The sequence below is a fragment of the Pseudomonas sp. genome (assembly GCF_048269965.1).
Taxonomy (GTDB): Bacteria; Pseudomonadota; Gammaproteobacteria; order Pseudomonadales; family Pseudomonadaceae; genus Aquipseudomonas.
In genome coordinates this window covers 79,421-96,367 of sequence record NZ_JBLWTV010000002.1, presented here as the reverse complement: position 1 = coordinate 96,367, position 16,947 = coordinate 79,421, and the positions used below count along the sequence as shown (strand labels likewise).

At 64.3% G+C, this 16,947-nt stretch carries 16 protein-coding genes; 4 read left to right on the top strand and 12 right to left on the bottom strand.

Going from position 1 to position 16,947, the window contains the following annotated elements; all coding sequences use genetic code 11:
* Positions 1-19: 19 nt before the first annotated feature.
* Together ACN0X6_RS02755 and ACN0X6_RS02750 are read right to left on the bottom strand one after the other, a co-directional pair.
* Positions 20-1,009, bottom strand: a complete 990-nt coding sequence (locus tag ACN0X6_RS02755; protein ID WP_417701911.1) for an asparaginase — start codon at positions 1,007-1,009, stop codon at positions 20-22.
* 127 nt (positions 1,010-1,136) lie between these two features.
* A complete protein-coding gene (locus ACN0X6_RS02750; protein ID WP_417701909.1) occupies positions 1,137-2,576 on the bottom strand; it encodes an alanine/glycine:cation symporter family protein in 1,440 nt (479 codons plus the stop codon).
* Between the two features lie 159 nt (positions 2,577-2,735).
* Between ACN0X6_RS02750 and ACN0X6_RS02745 the strand changes: the two genes are divergently transcribed.
* Positions 2,736-3,554 (top strand): helix-turn-helix domain-containing protein, encoded by an 819-nt coding sequence (locus tag ACN0X6_RS02745; RefSeq protein WP_417701907.1) that lies wholly within the window; start codon positions 2,736-2,738, stop codon positions 3,552-3,554.
* A 231-nt stretch (positions 3,555-3,785) separates the two neighbouring features.
* The gene (locus ACN0X6_RS02740) at positions 3,786-4,829 is read left to right on the top strand and encodes a hypothetical protein (protein WP_417701905.1); all 1,044 of its coding nucleotides are present in this window, start codon (positions 3,786-3,788) and stop codon (positions 4,827-4,829) included.
* An 89-nt stretch (positions 4,830-4,918) separates the two neighbouring features.
* On the opposite strand, the gene ACN0X6_RS02735 is transcribed toward ACN0X6_RS02740, so the two are convergent.
* The 3 genes from ACN0X6_RS02735 to ACN0X6_RS02725 are packed head-to-tail and all read right to left on the bottom strand — an operon-like array spanning position 4,919 to position 6,682.
* Complete coding sequence (locus ACN0X6_RS02735) at positions 4,919-5,590, bottom strand: GNAT family N-acetyltransferase (protein WP_417701903.1); 672 nt, start codon at positions 5,588-5,590, stop codon at positions 4,919-4,921.
* A complete protein-coding gene (locus tag ACN0X6_RS02730) occupies positions 5,590-6,030 on the bottom strand; it encodes a GNAT family N-acetyltransferase (protein ID WP_417701901.1) in 441 nt (146 codons plus the stop codon). The genes ACN0X6_RS02735 and ACN0X6_RS02730 overlap by 1 nt, the downstream gene beginning before the upstream one ends.
* 19 nt (positions 6,031-6,049) lie before the next feature.
* Positions 6,050-6,682 (bottom strand): FMN-binding negative transcriptional regulator, encoded by a 633-nt coding sequence (locus ACN0X6_RS02725; protein WP_417701899.1) that lies wholly within the window; start codon positions 6,680-6,682, stop codon positions 6,050-6,052.
* Positions 6,683-6,779: 97 nt separating this feature from the next.
* Here ACN0X6_RS02725 and ACN0X6_RS02720 point away from each other — a divergent pair, with 97 nt between their 5' ends.
* The gene (locus ACN0X6_RS02720; RefSeq protein WP_417701897.1) at positions 6,780-8,246 is read left to right on the top strand and encodes a PLP-dependent aminotransferase family protein; all 1,467 of its coding nucleotides are present in this window, start codon (positions 6,780-6,782) and stop codon (positions 8,244-8,246) included.
* A gap of 111 nt (positions 8,247-8,357) precedes the next feature.
* On the opposite strand, the gene ACN0X6_RS02715 is transcribed toward ACN0X6_RS02720, so the two are convergent.
* Both ACN0X6_RS02715 and ACN0X6_RS02710 read right to left on the bottom strand, forming a co-directional pair.
* On the bottom strand, positions 8,358-8,486 hold the full coding sequence (locus ACN0X6_RS02715; protein WP_256667064.1) for a hypothetical protein: 129 nt from the start codon (positions 8,484-8,486) through the stop codon (positions 8,358-8,360).
* 13 nt (positions 8,487-8,499) lie between these two features.
* The gene (locus tag ACN0X6_RS02710; protein ID WP_417701894.1) at positions 8,500-9,924 is read right to left on the bottom strand and encodes an aspartate ammonia-lyase; all 1,425 of its coding nucleotides are present in this window, start codon (positions 9,922-9,924) and stop codon (positions 8,500-8,502) included.
* A 334-nt stretch (positions 9,925-10,258) separates the two neighbouring features.
* On the opposite strand from ACN0X6_RS02710, the gene ACN0X6_RS02705 reads away from it, so the two are divergent.
* Positions 10,259-11,164: a LysR substrate-binding domain-containing protein gene (locus tag ACN0X6_RS02705; RefSeq protein ID WP_417701892.1), complete on the top strand. Its 906-nt coding sequence runs from the start codon at positions 10,259-10,261 to the stop codon at positions 11,162-11,164.
* A gap of 247 nt (positions 11,165-11,411) precedes the next feature.
* On the opposite strand, the gene ACN0X6_RS02700 is transcribed toward ACN0X6_RS02705, so the two are convergent.
* The 5 genes from ACN0X6_RS02700 to adhP form a co-directional block, all read right to left on the bottom strand.
* Positions 11,412-12,506: a polyamine ABC transporter substrate-binding protein gene (locus tag ACN0X6_RS02700; RefSeq protein WP_417701890.1), complete on the bottom strand. Its 1,095-nt coding sequence runs from the start codon at positions 12,504-12,506 to the stop codon at positions 11,412-11,414.
* 123 nt (positions 12,507-12,629) lie between these two features.
* The gene (locus tag ACN0X6_RS02695) at positions 12,630-13,658 is read right to left on the bottom strand and encodes a histone deacetylase family protein (protein WP_417701889.1); all 1,029 of its coding nucleotides are present in this window, start codon (positions 13,656-13,658) and stop codon (positions 12,630-12,632) included.
* A gap of 189 nt (positions 13,659-13,847) precedes the next feature.
* Complete coding sequence (locus tag ACN0X6_RS02690) at positions 13,848-14,840, bottom strand: AraC family transcriptional regulator (protein ID WP_417701887.1); 993 nt, start codon at positions 14,838-14,840, stop codon at positions 13,848-13,850.
* Between the two features lie 81 nt (positions 14,841-14,921).
* On the bottom strand, positions 14,922-15,716 hold the full coding sequence (locus ACN0X6_RS02685; RefSeq protein ID WP_417701885.1) for a hypothetical protein: 795 nt from the start codon (positions 15,714-15,716) through the stop codon (positions 14,922-14,924).
* Between the two features lie 118 nt (positions 15,717-15,834).
* Positions 15,835-16,857, bottom strand: a complete 1,023-nt coding sequence (gene adhP / locus ACN0X6_RS02680) for an alcohol dehydrogenase AdhP (RefSeq protein WP_417701883.1) — start codon at positions 16,855-16,857, stop codon at positions 15,835-15,837.
* Positions 16,858-16,947: the final 90 nt, after the last annotated feature.

Here is a 16,947-nt window from a genome sequence, read left to right as displayed (position 1 = left end):
CTCTGTTTGGGCAGGTGGATCAGTCGCTCATCTCACCACAGAGATCGCGCGCCAGCCAGTGCTCGACCTCGGCTTGCGGCAGACCGGCGCCGAGCAAGGCGAACAGCTTGCCCAGTGCGGCCTCGCGGGTCATGCCGCCACAGGACACCAGACCGACCTCGGCCAGACGGCTGCCGGCCGCATACACACCGAACTGCACATGGCCCTGCGGACACTGGCTGATTGCCGCCAGCACCACGCCGCGCTGATGCGCCTCACGCAGCACGCTCATCAATTGCGCATCGCCGGCCGGGCCGGTACCGCTGCCGTAGCACTCCAACAGCAGACCCTGCACGCCGCTGGCCAGCAGGACGTGCAGATGCCCGGCCTGCACGGCCGGATGCAACGGCAACACGGCAAGATTGACCGTCTGGCGCGGCTGGCGGAAGTCAATCCGCGCATCGACCTTCGCACGCTCTGCCTGACGCTGACGCGGCAGCACCTGGAAGGCGTCAAAGGCGTCGCTGCGCAACTTCGAGCAGCGTGCGCCATGCAGCAGCTGCCCGTTGAAGTACAGGTGCACGCCCGGCTTCACGCCGCGATACAAGGCGCGCATGGCGCCGAACAGATTGGGCCAGGCATCGCCACCGGCCACACCGGCCGGCTGCATGGCGCCGGTGAGCACCACCGGCGCCTCGAGACCCAGCAGCAGGAAACTCAGCGCGGCGGCGCTGTAGGCCAGGGTGTCGGTGCCGTGCAGCACCAGCACGGCGTCGTGGCCGTCGGTCTGCACCGCCGTGACGATTTCATCGCGCAGCGCCAGCCAGTGGCCGGTGTTCATGTTGGCGCTGTCGATCAGCGGCAGCAGCTCGCGAAAGGTCCATTGCGGCAGCTCGCTGCCGTTCTCGCTGGCTTGTTGCGTGCGCATGCGCGCCTCGAAACCCGAGGCCGGCGCCAGGCCGTCTGCGCTCATCTGCATGCCGATGGTGCCGCCGGTGTACAGCACCAGGAGTTTTTCTGGGGTCGCCATGGACTCTCCTCACAAATCACGGGCCTGCGCGCATTCGCTGCGTCGCTTACGACTGCCCGAACAATGGCTGCCAAAGGTGTCAGGCAAGAAAAAGGGGGCCTCGCCCCCTTCTTCCATCTGAGTCAGATCAACGCTGGTAGACGCGATCACCGATTTCCGCCTGGTCGGCGGTTTTGCCTGGCTGACCAGCCCAGACGGCAGGGTCGAGGTCCAGATCAGCGAACTGCTTGGCGTCGAGCACCGGCGATTCGACACCTGCCTTGATCTGGCTATCGTAGTCGCGCATCAGGCGCAGGCCCACCTTGAACAGCAACGCCAGGGCGATGAGGTTGCAGATCGCCAGCAGGCCCATGGTCACGTCGGCAAAAGCGAACACGGTGCCCAGATCCTGCACCGAGCCCCACAGCACCAGGCCAACCACCAGCACGCGGTAGATCATTACCGGGCCGCGCTTCTGGCTGAAGAAGCCCAGAGCGTTTTCACCCAGATAATAGTTGTAGATCAGCGTGGTGAAGACGAACAGCAGCAGCGCCAGGCTGACGAACACCCGGCCCCACTCACCGACCACGGCTGCGACGGCACTCTGGGTCAACACCACACCGGCCTGCTCCATGCCCGGCTGATACACGCCGGACAGCAGAATGATCATCGCCGTGCAGCTGCACAGGATCAGGGTGTCGATGAACACACTGAGCGACTGCACGATGCCCTGCGCGGCCGGGTGCTTGACCTCGGCCACCGCCGCCACGTTCGGCGCACTGCCCAGGCCGGCTTCGTTGGAGAACAGGCCGCGCTTGACGCCCATGATGATGGCCGCGCCGATGCCACCGGCGAAGGCCGGCTCTAGGCCGAAGGCGCTCTTGAAGATCAGGGCGAAGGTGGCTGGAACTTCGGCGATGTTCAGACCGATCACCAGCAGTGCCATGGCCAGGTAGGAGAACGCCATGACCGGCACCAGCACGTCGGCGAACTTGGCGATGCGCTTGATGCCACCGAAGATGATCAGACCGATCACCACGGTCAGGGCGATACCGCTGGCCAGGGTCGGAACGCCGAAGGTGTCGTGCAGCGAGCTGGCGACGGTGAAGGACTGCACGGCGTTGAAGCCGAAGCCGAAGGTCACCAGCAGCAGGATCGACACGACGATACCCAGCCAGCGCTGGCCAAGGCCGTGCTGGATGTAGAAGGCCGGGCCACCACGGTAGCCGCCATCGGCCTCGCGGCGCTTGTACAGCTGCGCCAGCGAGCACTCGAAGTAGCTGGTGGCCATGCCGACCAGGGCCACGACCCACATCCAGAAGATGGCGCCCGGACCGCCGAGCATGATCGCCACCGATACGCCGGCGATGTTGCCGGCGCCCACGCGACCGGCAACCGACAGCATCAGGGCCTGGAACGAGCTGAGCTGGCCCGGCTGACGCTGGAAGGCCTCGCTGAAAATGCGGAACATGCTGCCGAAGTAGCGGAACTGGACGAAGCGTGAGGCGATAGTGAAGAACAGGCCGAGACCGATCAGCATCACGATCAGCAGCTTGCTCCAGATGAGGTCATTGAGAAGATCGAGCATGGAGGCTTTCTCTCTTGTTGTTCTGAATGGGAATGCGCCGCGCCTGGCGGGTGGCGCAATCTTTGGTGAAGGCGCCGCGCGGGACAATTTCGCAGGTCGCGGCTAACTGATGCGAGTTGATGCTAGAATCGCGTCATTCGCATCAGCTGGAGCGGCCATATGTCCGATTCCCTCGGCAGCAATCTGAAATTGCTTTGCAGCCATTACCGCTCGATTGCCGAGGTGTGCCGCAAGCTGTCGATCAACCGCGCGCAGTTCAACCGCTACCTGGCAGGGCAAAGCCGGCCGACCACGCACAACCTCAAGCGCATCTGCGATTTCTTCGGCGTCGAACCCTTCGAGCTGGCCATGCCGGCCGAGCAGTTCACCCGCCTGATCGGCGCACGCAGCGGCGATGCGCAGCAGCAAAATGGCAGCGACCCGCTGCTGGACCTGTTCGCCCCACTGCGCCGTCAGGCCAGCCCGATGGAGCGCTACTGCGGCTACTACTTCGAATACTCCAACTGCATGTCGGTGCCGGGGCACGTGCTGCTGTCACTGGTGCACCTGCGCGAGGAGCGCGGCAACTACCTGTTCGAGCGCCAGGAACGCCAGGAGCGCCAGGAACCCACGCGCGGCGGCAGCGAGGACTGGGTGCGCTGTCGCTACCTGGGCACGGCGTTGTTCCTGCAGGACCGCCTGTTTCTGGTGGACTACGAGTCGCTCACCGGCAACGAGATGAGTCAGACCATCCTGATCCCCAGCTTCAAGAGCCGCATCATCCGCCTCAACGGCATCAAGACCGGCGTTTCCAGCGGCGACCGCCGCACGCCGGCCTGCACCCGCGTGGTCTGGCAGTACCTGGGCAACGAGATCAACCGGGTCAACGCCTATCGCCAGTTGATGCTCTACGCCCCCGACGACCCACGCATCGACGACGATATCCGCCAGCGCCTGGGCGGCGCACAGCTGCGTGACGGGTTGTTCGAGATGGAGTAGCGATCAATGCAAGCGCATTGAAGAATGTACGGATGCACACAAAAAGACGTCTCACTCAACTCCTGCAGGTGCGGCGCCGCGCAGCGAACAACGGCGCGGCAGACTGCCAAAGCATCACCCCAGAGCGAGACTCCTGCGAAAGACGGCCGTGGGGCTTACTCGCTGGACTGACCTATCGCACCTTTATTAGCATGCGACCCCACGCTTTTAAGCATCAAGGACGATTCGCCCATGCCCGATCTACCCACCCTTCGCGCGCCCATTGCTACAGCCACGCTCACGCTCTTGCTGAGTGGATGCAGTATTCATGGCTCGTACCCGGACGCCGCCGAAACCGATGCGGCGAAGTTGCGTTTCATAAGCGGTCTGGACAGCGCCACACTCGCGGTGTTCGACGCGCAGCACTGTGGAGGGCGCACTACGGGCATACTCAATAATCTGTTCATAGCCAACACCTCACGCCGGGCAGACATGTCCATCGCAGCGCCTCCCGACGCCAAGGCATATCTGGAAATTCGCCTGAAACCGGACAGTGAAGTCGTGCTACAGGTGAACACTCAAGGCAGGAGCAGCGTTTGTGGGAGCATGTTCAGCTACACGCCACAGAGCGGAGCTGAGTACGAACTGACCTTCGACTATTCAGGCAAAATGTGTCGCGCGCTGCTCAACCGTCTGCACCAGGTCGGCGATCAGGTATCGCGCTCACCAGTACCGTTGCTCAACAATGGCCTACCTGCATGCGCTGGTAGCAATGCCCTATTTCCCAAAGCACTTGTAGCGCAGCCCGATACGCAAGAGCGTGTGAGCATGATCGAGCAGATCATTGCCGAGAGCCTCACGGAATCCATGCAAGCCGAGCAACCGCAGTTGGACAGGGCACTGCTTGACGAGAGCTTCGAAAAGCGGATCGACGAGCGTACCCGACGCATGGGTTTTACCTTGCCAAAGGAGTACTGGAAAGAATACCAGCAGAACATTGACATCGCCGCGCAGGAACTCTCGACTAGCAATCAGAGAACGCTCAAGCGCTACGAAGACGAATACCGCAAATACCTCAGGCAACTGGACACGGCCGAACTGAGCAAACTGGTCCCCAACAGCGCGTCCACAGATAAAAACCGAGTGCTCACGGTAAAGATCCGAATGCTGCGGTACTACCGCACGGCGAGTAGCCAGGTGCTGAGGGAAAACCTCAGCAATCATCTGACACGCATGGCCGACCTGGACAAACGCTATGCCGTGTGCGAACGCTTTGCCGACTGCTGGAAGAACTGATTCTTTTCATCAGTTACTGGGCAAAGGCGCTGCCGGAGCGAAACCTGAGAGCCAACTCAGGCAGACAACCGAACCGTCATAACCTCGAATCACTCGCGCAGCGCCTCCAGGCGCTGCTTCTGCTGGCCCCGATCATCGAAATTGTCCACAGCCAGCCAGCGCTCGAATGCCTCGCGGCAGGTCAGCCATTCTCCATCGATGATGGAGAACCACGCCGTGTCGCGATTCCTGCCCTTGCGCACCATGTGCTGACGAAACAGCCCTTCCTGGGTGAAACCGAAGCGCTCGGCGGCGCGCAGCGAGCGGGCATTGGCCGCGTCGCACTTCCATTCGAGGCGGCGATAGCCAAGGTCGTCGAAAGCATGTCGCGCCAGCAGATAGACGGCTTCGGTCGCCCCTGGCGTGCGCTGCATCGGCGCGCCGAAGGCCACGTGACCGATCTCGATGCTGCCGTCCTGCGCGGTGATGCGCAGGTAGCTGAACAACCCCAGAGCGCGACCGCCGGCCAGGTCGACCACTGCATAGAACAGCGGATCGCGGCTCTGCGCATTGCCGGTCAGCCAGGTATCGAAGGCGCCACGCTCGGTGAAGGGGCCGTAGGGCAGATAATCCCAAAGCGCCGGGTCCGGCCCCTGCAAGGCGCGCCACAGATCATCGCCATGACGCCCGACATCGAGTGCCTCGAGACGCACGAAACGGCCTTGCAGCGTGCGCTGGTCAGGTGTTGGGCGGGGTTGCCAATGAGCGAGATCACGCGTCATCAGAAGAGTTTCCTGTACTGGATGAAACCGGAGCGGTCGCCGATTCGGTCGTAGAGCATACGCCCCTGGTAATTGTTTTCCTGGGTCAGCCAGTGCACGCGGCTGGCACCGGCGGCACGGGCCTCGGCGTAGACTTGCTCGATCAGCGCGCGGCCGATGCCGCCACCGCGAATGTGCTCGGCGACGAACAGGTCCTGCAGGTAGCAGTAGTCACCACACGTCCAGCAACTGCGGTGATAAATGAAATGCACCAGACCGACCGCCTCGCCGTCCTGCCAGGCCAGGGCGGCGTGCATCGGCTCGGCCGGGTCGAGAAAGCGCTGCCAGGTGAGGGCGCTGGTCTCAGCCGCAATCTCGGCCTGGTAGAAGCGCTGGTACGCCTGCCAGAGCGGCAGCCAGGCGCTGTGATCGGCAACGGCGACAGGGCGGATGTCGAGCATGAGGGCATTCCTTTGATGGTCAGTCGGTTAAATTCATTCGCGCCACCAGTTCATGGTCGCGCGGCGCGGTTGACGTCGTCAGGCCGGCACGGACACCGGCCTGGTCTGCCTCGGAACGGTTCTGGCCGAGCTTCCATTTACCCTCTAGCCTGCGAATCGGCAGGGCAAAACCGACAATGGCGCGCAGCATGGCGTCGATGTATTCGCGCGGCGCATCGCTGACCGACCAGGGCTGCGCTCGGGTCTGCTCATGGCGGTCGCTGAGGCGGCTGACCAGTTGCAACAGGCGCTCAGGCTCATCGAACACCTCGGCCCGCCCCCAGGCATGCACGGCGATGTAGTTCCAGGTCGGCACCACCTTGCCGTGCTCGGCCTTGGCCGGGTACCAGCCAGGATGCACGTAGGCGTCCGGCCCGCTGAACACCGCCAGCGCCTCGGCGCCGCTGGCCAGGTCGCGCCAGTGCGGATTGGCCCGGGCGAAGTGGCCATAGAGGGTGCCGAACTCACCCTCACCAGGCTCGAGCAGCAGCGGCAGGTGACTGGCCTGCAGGCCCTGCTCGCCGGTGCTGGTCACAATGGCCAGGCCGCTGGCCTGAATCTGCGCATGCAAGGTGGCCAGGTCGTCCTGACGGAAGGCGGCGGGGCAGTACATGGCGGTTTCTCCTGGCGTGATGGGGCCATCCTAGGCAGGATATTGGCCTGACGTAAGATCCATTCCTGATGACTTTCATAGAGCCAATCCATTGATCATGCATCGCTCGCCCGCCTTGCCGTTCGATCTTTCCGGCATTCACCTGCAGCCCGGCCAGGGCCTGGCGCGCCAGCTCTACCAGGCCTTGCGCGAGCGCATCCTCGATGGGCGCCTGGCCGGTGGCACACGCCTGCCAGCCAGCCGTGAGCTGGCCGCGCTGCTCGGCATCTCGCGCAATACCGTGACCCGCGCGCTGGACCAGTTGTATGCCGAGGGATACGTAGCCGGGCGGGTTGGCGATGGCACCTACGTCGCCGAACTGCCGCACAGTCGCCCTGCCGCCGTAGCAGCCGCCTCCCCAGCAATGGCCAGCCCGGCATTGCAGCTGTTACACGACCACCACCTGGCGATACCCACCGAGGGCTCACCGCGCGCCTTTCGCATCGGTATACCGGCCTTCGACCTGTTCCCCTTCGAGACCTGGGCACGCCTGCAGGCACGCTTCTGGCGCAAACCCTCGCCAGCACGGCTGGGCTACGGCGATCCGGCCGGTGACATGCAGTTGCGCGAGCTGATCGCCGCCTACCTGCGCAACAGTCGCGGCCTGAGCTGCGAGGCGCAGCAGGTACTGATCACCTGCGGCTCGCAGCAGGCCATCAGCCTCTGCGCTCAACTGCTGATTCAACCGGGCGACCGTGTGGCAATCGAAAACCCCGGCTACCGCGCGGCGGGCCACACCTTCGCCGTAGCCGGCGCACAACTGTGTGGCGTGCCGGTGGACGGCGAAGGCCTGGACGTCGCCGTCCTGCAGCGCCTGAATGATTGCCGCCTGACCTATGTCACACCCGCGCACCAGTACCCCAGCGGCGTGACCCTGTCGCTGCCGCGACGCCTGGCATTGCTGGAGTGGGCCAAGCGCGTGAATGGCTGGATCATCGAGGATGACTACGACGGCGAGTACCGCTACAGCGGCACGCCGCTCGCACCGCTGGCAGCGCTGGACGAGCAGCAGCGAGTGATCTACATCGGCACCTTCGGCAAGCTCGCCTTTCCGGCGCTGCGCCTGGGCTATCTGCTGCTGCCGCCCGCGCTGGCCGAGAGCTTCGCCCGGCGCCAGGCGCTGGAGATGCGCCATCTGGAGGTCGGCACCCAGGCGGTGATGGCCGAGTTCATCGCTGCCGGGCACTTCCAGCGCCATGTGCGGCGCATGCGTCAGGCTGCCCGCAGCCGACGCGACGCCCTGATCGAGGCCTGGCCGCAGGCAATTCCCGGGTGTGCTTCTTTACCGGCCGTGGACGCCGGCCTGCACCTGTGCATCAAGGTCCAGAGCCTCACGCGTGAACGCGAGCTGATCGGCGCTGCGCGTGCAACCGGCATCGAGATGAACCCTCTGAGCGATTACTGGCTGCCGGGCAGCGAGACGGCCGAGGACGCCCGCGCCGGACTGGTGCTGGGTTTTGCTGCGGTGCCGGAGGCGCAGATCGTCGAGGCGGTGCAGACGCTGCGACGGGCGTGGAAGCTGTAAGCCAGGCCAACAGACGGTGCGCAACCCCCAATTGAATGGCAGGCAAAAAAAGGGATGGCCAAAGCCATCCCTGAAGGTTGAGGCTGGTGAAGGCCTCCTATGAACAGGTCGTCAGCTGCGCGGGCGGGCTTGCACCTGGCTCGCCCCGGTGTAGAAACCACCCAGGCCCGGCCAGAAGCGCCGTGGCGGATGCACCGTACGGAACAGGAAGCGGACGTTAGGCGTCGTTGTAGGCTGCATGATGGTGCTCCACTCAGGGCTGCAAGGGCACGAGACGCGGGGCGATCATGTTCTCAGGGCGCAGGATGTCGGCCAGGGTGGCTTCGTCCAGCAGTTGCTCCTCGCGCACCAGCTCCAGCACGCCGCGCCCGCTTTCCAGGGCGACCTTGGCGATGCGGGTGGCGTTCTCGTAACCGATGTAGGGATTCAGCGCGGTGATCAGGCCAATGGAGTTTTCCATCAGCTCACGGCAGCGCGCCTCGTTGGCGGTGATGCCGTCGATGCACAGCTCGCGCAGCATATCCATGGCGCGCGTGAGCAGGCGGATCGAGTCGAAGATCTTGTAGGCGATCAGCGGCTCCATCACGTTCAGCTGCAACTGGCCGCCCTCGGCTGCCATGGTCAGCGCCAGGTCGTTGCCGATCACTTCGAAGGCCACCTGATTGACCGCCTCGGGGATCACCGGGTTGACCTTGCCCGGCATGATCGAACTGCCCGGTTGACGCGCCGGCAGGTTGATCTCGTTGATGCCGGTACGCGGGCCGCTGGAGAGCAGACGCAGGTCGTTGCAGATCTTCGACAGCTTGACCGCCGTGCGCTTGAGCATGCCGGAGAACAGCACGAAGGCGCCCATGTCGCTGGTGGCTTCGATCAGGTCGGCAGCCGGGGTCAGCGGGTGGCCGCTGATGATGGCCAGGCGCTTGACCGCCAGGGCCTGGTATTTCGGGTCGGCGTTGATGCCGGTGCCGATCGCGGTACCGCCCAGGTTCACCTCGGTGAGCAGGGTCGGCGCCAGCAGTTTCAGGTGTTGCAGGTCTTCGCCGAGGGTGGTGGCGAAGGCGCGAAATTCCTGGCCGAGGGTCATCGGCACGGCGTCCTGCAGCTGGGTACGACCCATCTTCAGCACGTGGCCGAACTCCAGGCCCTTGGCGGCGAACGACTGGATCAGCTTGTGCAGTGCGCTCAGCAGGCTGTCGTGACCGAGCAGCAGACCGAGACGAATGGCAGTCGGGTAGGCGTCGTTGGTCGACTGCGCCATGTTCACGTCGTTGTTCGGGTGCAGGTGCTGGTACTGGCCCTTCTCAAAGCCCATGGCCTCCAACGCAATGTTGGCGATCACCTCGTTGGCGTTCATGTTGGTCGAGGTACCCGCGCCGCCCTGGATCATGTCGACCACGAACTGCTCGTGGAACTCGCCCTGGATGATGCGCGCGCAGGCCGTGCTGATCGCCGTGTGCTTGGCCGCGCTGAGGTGGCCCAGCTCGCGGTTGGCGTCTGCCGAGGCCTGCTTGACCATGGCCAGGCCGATCACCAGCTTCGGGTAGTGCGACAGCGGCACACCGGACAGGCGGAAGTTCTGCACCGCGCGCAGGGTCTGGATGCCGTAATAGGCATCAGCGGGGACTTCGAGGGTGCCGAGCAGGTCTTTTTCGACGCGAACAGATGCAGCAGAGGACATGATAGCGATGGCTCTTGGGAAATACGGCGAGTGCCGCGATGCCCATAGAATAGGGGCTCTGACCGTCTCGCTACCAATGCCGTTACTTGCTGCCCTATGCACAATCGGCATAATGTGGATGTGACTGCGAGATAGCGGCAAACGTAGGGTGGGTTAGCCGCACGCTGCCATTGCCGAACATCACATCGTTCGAGACGCGGCGTAACCCACCATCGGCGCAGCGATGATCCATCGCCTGGTGGGGTACGCGACGCACCACTGCAGCTGCGTCTGCCGAGCCGCGTTCAGCGTCGCTAACCCACCCTACGCCTCGTGCAAGCCTCGGGAGCCTGCAATGAACCTGGAAACCAAATGGCTGGAAGATTTCGTCGCCCTGGCCGGCACCCGCAGCTTCTCCCAGGCCGCTGAAAAGCGCTTCGTCACCCAGCCGGCATTCAGCCGCCGCATTCGCAGCCTGGAAGCCATGCTCGGCCTGACTCTGGTCGACCGCTCCTGCACCCCCGTCGAACTCACCGAGGCCGGCCGGCTGTTTCTGGTCACCGCGCGCAGCCTGGTCGAACAGCTCGGCGAGGTGGTGCGCCACCTGCACAACCTGGAAGGTCAGCAGGGCGAAATGCTCTCGATTGCCGCCGCCCACTCACTGACCCTGGGCTTCTTCCCCGAGTGGATCGCCCGCCTGCGCCGCGAAGGCCTGCCACTGACCACACGACTGGTGGCGACCAACGTCGGCGAAGCGGTGCACTCGTTGCGCGAAGGCGCCTGCGACCTGATCCTCGCCTACTACGACCCCGACGCAGCGCTGCAGATGGACCCGGCGATCTTCCCCTCGCTGCACCTGGGCGCGACCTCGATGCTGCCGGTGTGCGCGGTGAACGAGTGCGGCGCGCCGCTGTACGACCTCGACAATGGCCAGAGCGTACCGTTGCTGGCCTACAGCGCCGGCGCCTTTCTCGGGCGTTCGGTCAACCTGCTGCTGCGCCAGCGCGCGCTGCGCTCGACCACCGTGTACGAAACCGCCATGGCCGACAGTCTCAAGAGCATGGCCCTGCAAGGCATGGGCGTGGCCTGGGTGCCACGGTTGTCGGTCACCGCCGAGCTGGCCCGTGGCGAACTGGCCATCTGCGGCGGCGAACACTGGCAGATCCCGCTGGAAATCCGCCTGTACCGCTGCGCCCTGGTACGCAAGGCGGCGGTGCGTTTGCTGTGGCGCAAGCTGGAGACGGGGGAGGTGGGTGGCTGAGCTTTCGGTTAGGGTGCGCTGCGCGCAGCGGTTGTCGCGGGACATTGATCGTTCCCACGCTCTGCGTGGAAACGCAGCCCAGGACGCTCTGCGTCCGTCACAGCCACCAACGCCGCCACACATGACGCAGAGCGTCACACACGCAGATGCCCACGCAGAGCGTGGGCACCATCGGTACAGAGGGCATCGCGTTCTTTAAGAGCGGCTGGGCGACATTGCGCTTCAGCCGCGAGCTTTTAGCGATGAATCATTTACCCGACTTGATCGACGTCCAGGCTCGCGTACGCACGCGCTCGATCTTCTGCGGCAGCGGCTGCACCACGTACAGCGACTTCTGCAACTCCGGTGTCGGGGTCAGGTCGTGGTCGTCGGCGATTTCCGCACCCACCAGCTCCATGCCCGGCACGTTGGGGTTGGGATAGCCGAGGAAATCGCTGATCGGCGCGATCACCTTGGGTTCGAGCAGGTGGTTGATGAAGGCGTGAGCTTCGTCCGAATTATTCGCGCTCTTGGGGATGGCCCAGGTGTCGAACCAGATCGGTGCGCCCTCTTTCGGCAGGCGCCAGTTGATCACCACGCCGTTGCCGGCTTCCTTGGCGCGGTTGGCGAACTGGTAGAAACTGCCCGAATAGCCGATGGCCACGCAGATGTCGCCGTTGGCGATGTCGGTCATGTACTTGGCCGAATGGAAGTAGGCCACGTACGGGCGCACCTTGAGCAGCAGTTCGGTGACCTTGTCATAGTCGGCCGGGTTGGCGCTGTTGGGGTCCAGACCCAGGTAGTGCAGGGCGATGGGGATGATCTCGGTGGGCGAATCGAGCATGGCCACGCCGCAGGATTTCAGTTTCTCCATGTACTCGGGTTTGAACACCAGGTCCCAGCTGTTCACCGGCGCATCGTCACCGAGCGCAGCCTTGACCTTCTCCGGGTTGTAGCCGAGCAGCACGGTGCCGTACATGTAGGGCACGCCGTATTGGTTGCCCGGGTCGTTCTTCTCCAGCAGGCCGAGCAGCACCGGGTCGAGATTCTTCCAATTGGGCAGCTTGGATTTGTCCAGCGGGGCGAACACGCCGGCCTTGATCTGGGTCTCGAGGAACTGGTTGGAGGGGATCACCAGATCGTAGCCGGAGTTACCGGTGAGCAGCTTGGCCTCCAGCGCCTCGTTGGTCTCGAAGGTGTCCCAGGTGATCTGGATGCCGGACTCATCCTGGAAGTCCTTGGGTACCTCCGGGAGGATGTAGTCGGCCCAGTTGTACACGCGCAGTTCCTTGGCCTGCACTGCGCCGCTGAGCAGGGTGGCGCCGCACAGGGCGGCGCCGAGCATCTGTTTGATGGCTTTCATCGTTTCACCCTTGAAGTGTCGTTATTGGTTTTTTGTAGGGTGGACGACGCTTCACCCGTCCACCGAGCGCATGACGGTGGACGAAAAAGCGCCAGCTACGCGCCCCGGTCCACCCTACGCCGATCAGGCGCCCTCGAAACCTTCCAGCACGTTGACCGCGTTGACCCCGATGGCCTCCACCGCGTAGCCGCCTTCCATGATGAACAGCGTCGGCAAGCCGAGCGCGGCGATGCGCCGGCCCATGGCCAGGTAGTCCGGGCTGTCGAGCTTGAACTGCGAAATCGGATCTTCCATGTAGGTGTCCACGCCCAGCGACACCACCAGCACGTCGGCGCCGTAGTCGGCGATGCGCTGACAGGCCTGCTCCAGCGCCGCGCTCCAGGTGTCCCAGGAGCTACCCATCGGCAACGGGTAATTGAAGTTGCAGCCCTCGCCGGCACCCTCGCCCAGCTCGTCGGCATAACCGAGGAAGAACGGGAATTCCTCGGCCGGGTCGCCGTGGATGGAGGCGAACAGCACGTCGCTGCGCTGGTAGAAGATGTCCTGGGTACCGTTGCCGTGGTGGTAGTCGACATCGAGGATGGCGACTTTCTTGCGACCCTGGTCGAGGAAGGCCTGGGCGGCGATGGCGGCATTGTTCAGGTAGCAGTAGCCGCCCATCACGTCGCCAGCGGCGTGGTGGCCTGGCGGACGGCACAGGGCGAAGGCGCTGTGGGCGCCGTTGGCAATCTCCTGCTGGGCGCTGAGCGCGACCTGGGCAGCGCTGTAGGCGGCCTGCCAGGTGCCGGCAGTGATCGGCGCACCGCCATCGAAACTGTAGTAACCGAGCTGGCCGTGCAGGTCGTTGGGGATCATCCGGCGCAGGGTGCGTGCCGGCCAGGTGAACGGCAGCAGGTCGCCCTTGCCGCCCTGCTCCTGCCAGCGCGTCCAGGCGCCCTTGAAGAATTCCAGGTAGGCCTTGCTGTGGATACGCTCGATGGGCGCCAGGCCGAAATCCTTGGGCGCGCGGACTTCGCCGAGCTGGCGAGCCTTGACGCGCGCGAGGATGTGGTCGGCGCGCTGCGGCTTCTCGAAGCAGGGCATCAGTTGCCCGTCGATCAGCTCGCATTTGCCGTGGTGCAGGTGGTGGTCGTCGCTGTAGTAGGTGAGCATGCAAAGCGCTCCAGGCTCGTTGTTGTGCCTGCATTGTTCGCCCGCTGGCAGCGAATCGAGAACGCTGACAATGGCCAAAAGGGGATCGAAATGGCCAAAAATCGCCGGGAGCGATTTTTTAACAGCGCACTGCACCGACTCGTAGGGTGCGCCGTGCGCACCAACTCGGCAGACCGGATTGCATCCGGGCTACGCGCGAAAGCGGCTCGGCGGCACGCCGCTCCAGCGCTGGAAGGCATGGCGGAAGCTGGCGGTCTCGCTGAAGCCGAGCACCTCGGCGATGCGGTACACCGGCCATTGCTGCTCGCTGAGCAGCGCCTTGGCGCGCTCGAAGCGCAGCTCGTCGAGCAGCCCCTGATAACTGGTGCCCAGCTCCTGCAGGTGGCGGCGCAGGGTGCGCGGCGAGCAGTGCATCTGTTGCGCCAGGTTTTCCAGCCCCGGCGGCTCGGCCAACTGCGCGGCGAGCAACTGGCGCACCCGCTCCAGCCAGGCCTGGCGGCTGCTGAACTCGGCATTCAGACGTCGGCAGCGTTCCACCATGTCGCCGTGGGTGACGCTATCGGCCAGCGGCAGTCGGCGCTCCAGCAGTGCAGCGGGAAAGGCGAAGGCATTGCGCTGGGCCTCGAAACGCAGCGGACAGGGAAAGCTCTGTGCATAGCGCTTCACGTAGCGCGGCTGGGCATAGGTGAACTCGGCGCCCTCCAACGGCAGGGGCTGGCGCAGCAGTTCATCACCGATCAGTTTCAGCGAGGCCAGGCACATCTCCACGTTGAACACTTCCAGCGCCTCGGCATCGCGGTAACCGCTGGCGCAGATCCAGGCCAGCTCGCCTTCCACCTGCAGATCGAGGCGAAAATAGGTGCCGAGTAGCGCCGGGTACTGCAACAACAGACGCCAGGCGTCACCAAAGGTGGCAGCCGACAGCGCGGCGTAACCTAGCAGCCCATAGGAGGAAACATGCAGGCTGCGCCCCAGGTCGAGCCCCAGATCAGCACGCAGGGCCAGGGCATTGGCGCAGACCTGCAGCTCCTGCACCCGGGTGATGCGGGCATCGGCATTGTCCAGGTCAGCCGCACCAATGCCGCTCCCGGCCAGCAATTGCGGGCGTAGCTCGGGCTGCTCGGCGAAGCGTTGCAGGATCAGGGACACCACATGCAGGGTGGTCAGTGGGGCGTGCAGCATGATGCGTTCCGTATGCGCGGTTACGCAAAGGAACGCAAGAAGTATGCCGCGAGACGGCGGGCCGCAGCCCGCCGGGAAGGATCAGCGATTACGCAGAATCGCGTTGATGAAGTCGCCCTGATTCGGTTCGTCCTTGCGGGTGGTGAACTGCAGCTGGCCGTCCTGCTCGCGCAACTTCATGCTCTCGCCGAAGCGGCAGTCGACACCCTTGAGTGTCTTGGCCTCAGTCTTGTAGCGCTCGTCCTTGCCACACAGGTAGGCCATCTGGTTGACCACTTCACCGCAGAAGCTCGGCACGCTGAGGTTCATCAGCTGCTCATCGGACATCGCGCTCCAGTCCACCTGGGTGCTCAGCGGGGTGGCGCAGGCCTTGGAGGCCTCACCGTCGATCTCCTGCAGGCGAGCGCTGTAATCGGCGACGCGCTGCTCGCGGTCGAAGGCAGCGAGGCGCGACTGCAGGCCATCCTTCTCCTGCTTCTGGTACATCGCCAGGAGATCCTTGGGCTTCAGTGCCCTGGTCTTGTCCTCGTTGTAGCTGAGTTCGAAGCCCGGGGTGTTCGGCAGGTTGAGCTGGTAGCTCTCGCCGCTCCAGGCGCGGCGCTTGTTCAGCAGGTTGTAGTCGCGACCATCGAGACGGATGCCATAGTCGCGCTGCTCGTTACCCAGCTCGCGGACGTCGGTGAGGAACACCACTTCGTCGAGCGGGTGGTTGATGCCGCGGACCTGCACCAGCGCCTGCTTGCCGTCGGCAGAAGGGGCCAGCGCCAGGCTGACGCCCTGGCCGGCATCGAAGACCTGCGGATGCTTGGCCAGATCCAGCGCAGCGGCTTGAAGGGAGAGCAGGGAGAGAGCAACGAGCGAAACGTACTGTTTCATGACGACACGTCCTTGTTCGGATGAAGGATGCACAGTATAGCCTCCCGCCTGGCGGCGATCTGTGCGCCTGTCCGCGTCCGTTCTGTAGGAAAGTTGCCAATCCGTGGCCTTTCCCGAATCAGAACTGCAACACCACCCGCCCCTCGATCTGCCCACCGCGCATCTGATCGAAGATGGCATTGATGTTGTCGAGCTTGTCGCTGTGCACCGTGGCCTTGACCAGACCCTCGCCGGCAAAATCCAGCGCTTCCTGCAGATCGGCGCGAGTACCGACGATGGAGCCGGTGATCGTGATGGCCTTGAGCACCACATCGAAGATCGGCGTGGGGAAATCACCCGGCGGCAGGCCAACCAGCGCCACGGTGCCATGCCGGCGCGCCATGCCGATGGCCTGGCCGAAAGCAGCGTTGGATACCGCCGTGACCAGCACGCCGTGAGCACCGCCGATATCGCGCTGCACCACCTCGGCCGGGTTTTCCTTGCGCGCGTTGATGGTCAGGCTGGCGCCGAGCTTGCACGCCAGCTCCAGCTTGGCGTCATCGACGTCCACCGCGATGACGTGCAGGCCCATGGCGCGGGCGTATTGCACCGCAACATGGCCGAGGCCGCCGATGCCGGAAATCGCCACCCACTGGCCGGGACGTGCCCTGGTTTCCTTGAGGCCCTTGTACACCGTCACGCCAGCGCAGAGGATCGGGGCGATTTCGAGGAAGTCGACATTTTTCGGCAGGATGCCGACGTAGTTCGGGTCAGCCAGCACGTATTCGGCGTAGCCGCCATTGATCGAATAACCGGTGTTCTGCTGGCTCTCGCACAGGGTTTCCCAGCCGGTCAGGCAGTGCTCGCAGCAGCCGCAGGCGGTGTACAACCAGGGCACCCCGACGCGATCACCCTCTTTGACCCGAGTAACGCCACTGCCGACCGCCGCCACGTAACAAACCCCCTCGTGGCCTGGAATGAACGGCAGGCTCGGCTTCACCGGCCAGTCGCCCTCGGCTGCGTGCAGGTCGGTGTGGCAGACGCCCGAGGCCTCGATCTTCACCAGAATCTGCCCCGGGCCGGGCAGCGGGGTTTTCACCTCCTCGATACGTAGCGGCTCACCGAAAGCGTGGACGACGGCGGCTTTCATGGTCTGGTTCATGCGCGGCTCCTCTTGCATGCGAGTGTCTGACCAGTGTGCGCGCGCAGCCCACCCCGGCATTGCCCCAGAGCAAGGTTTAGGCGGTTTTCC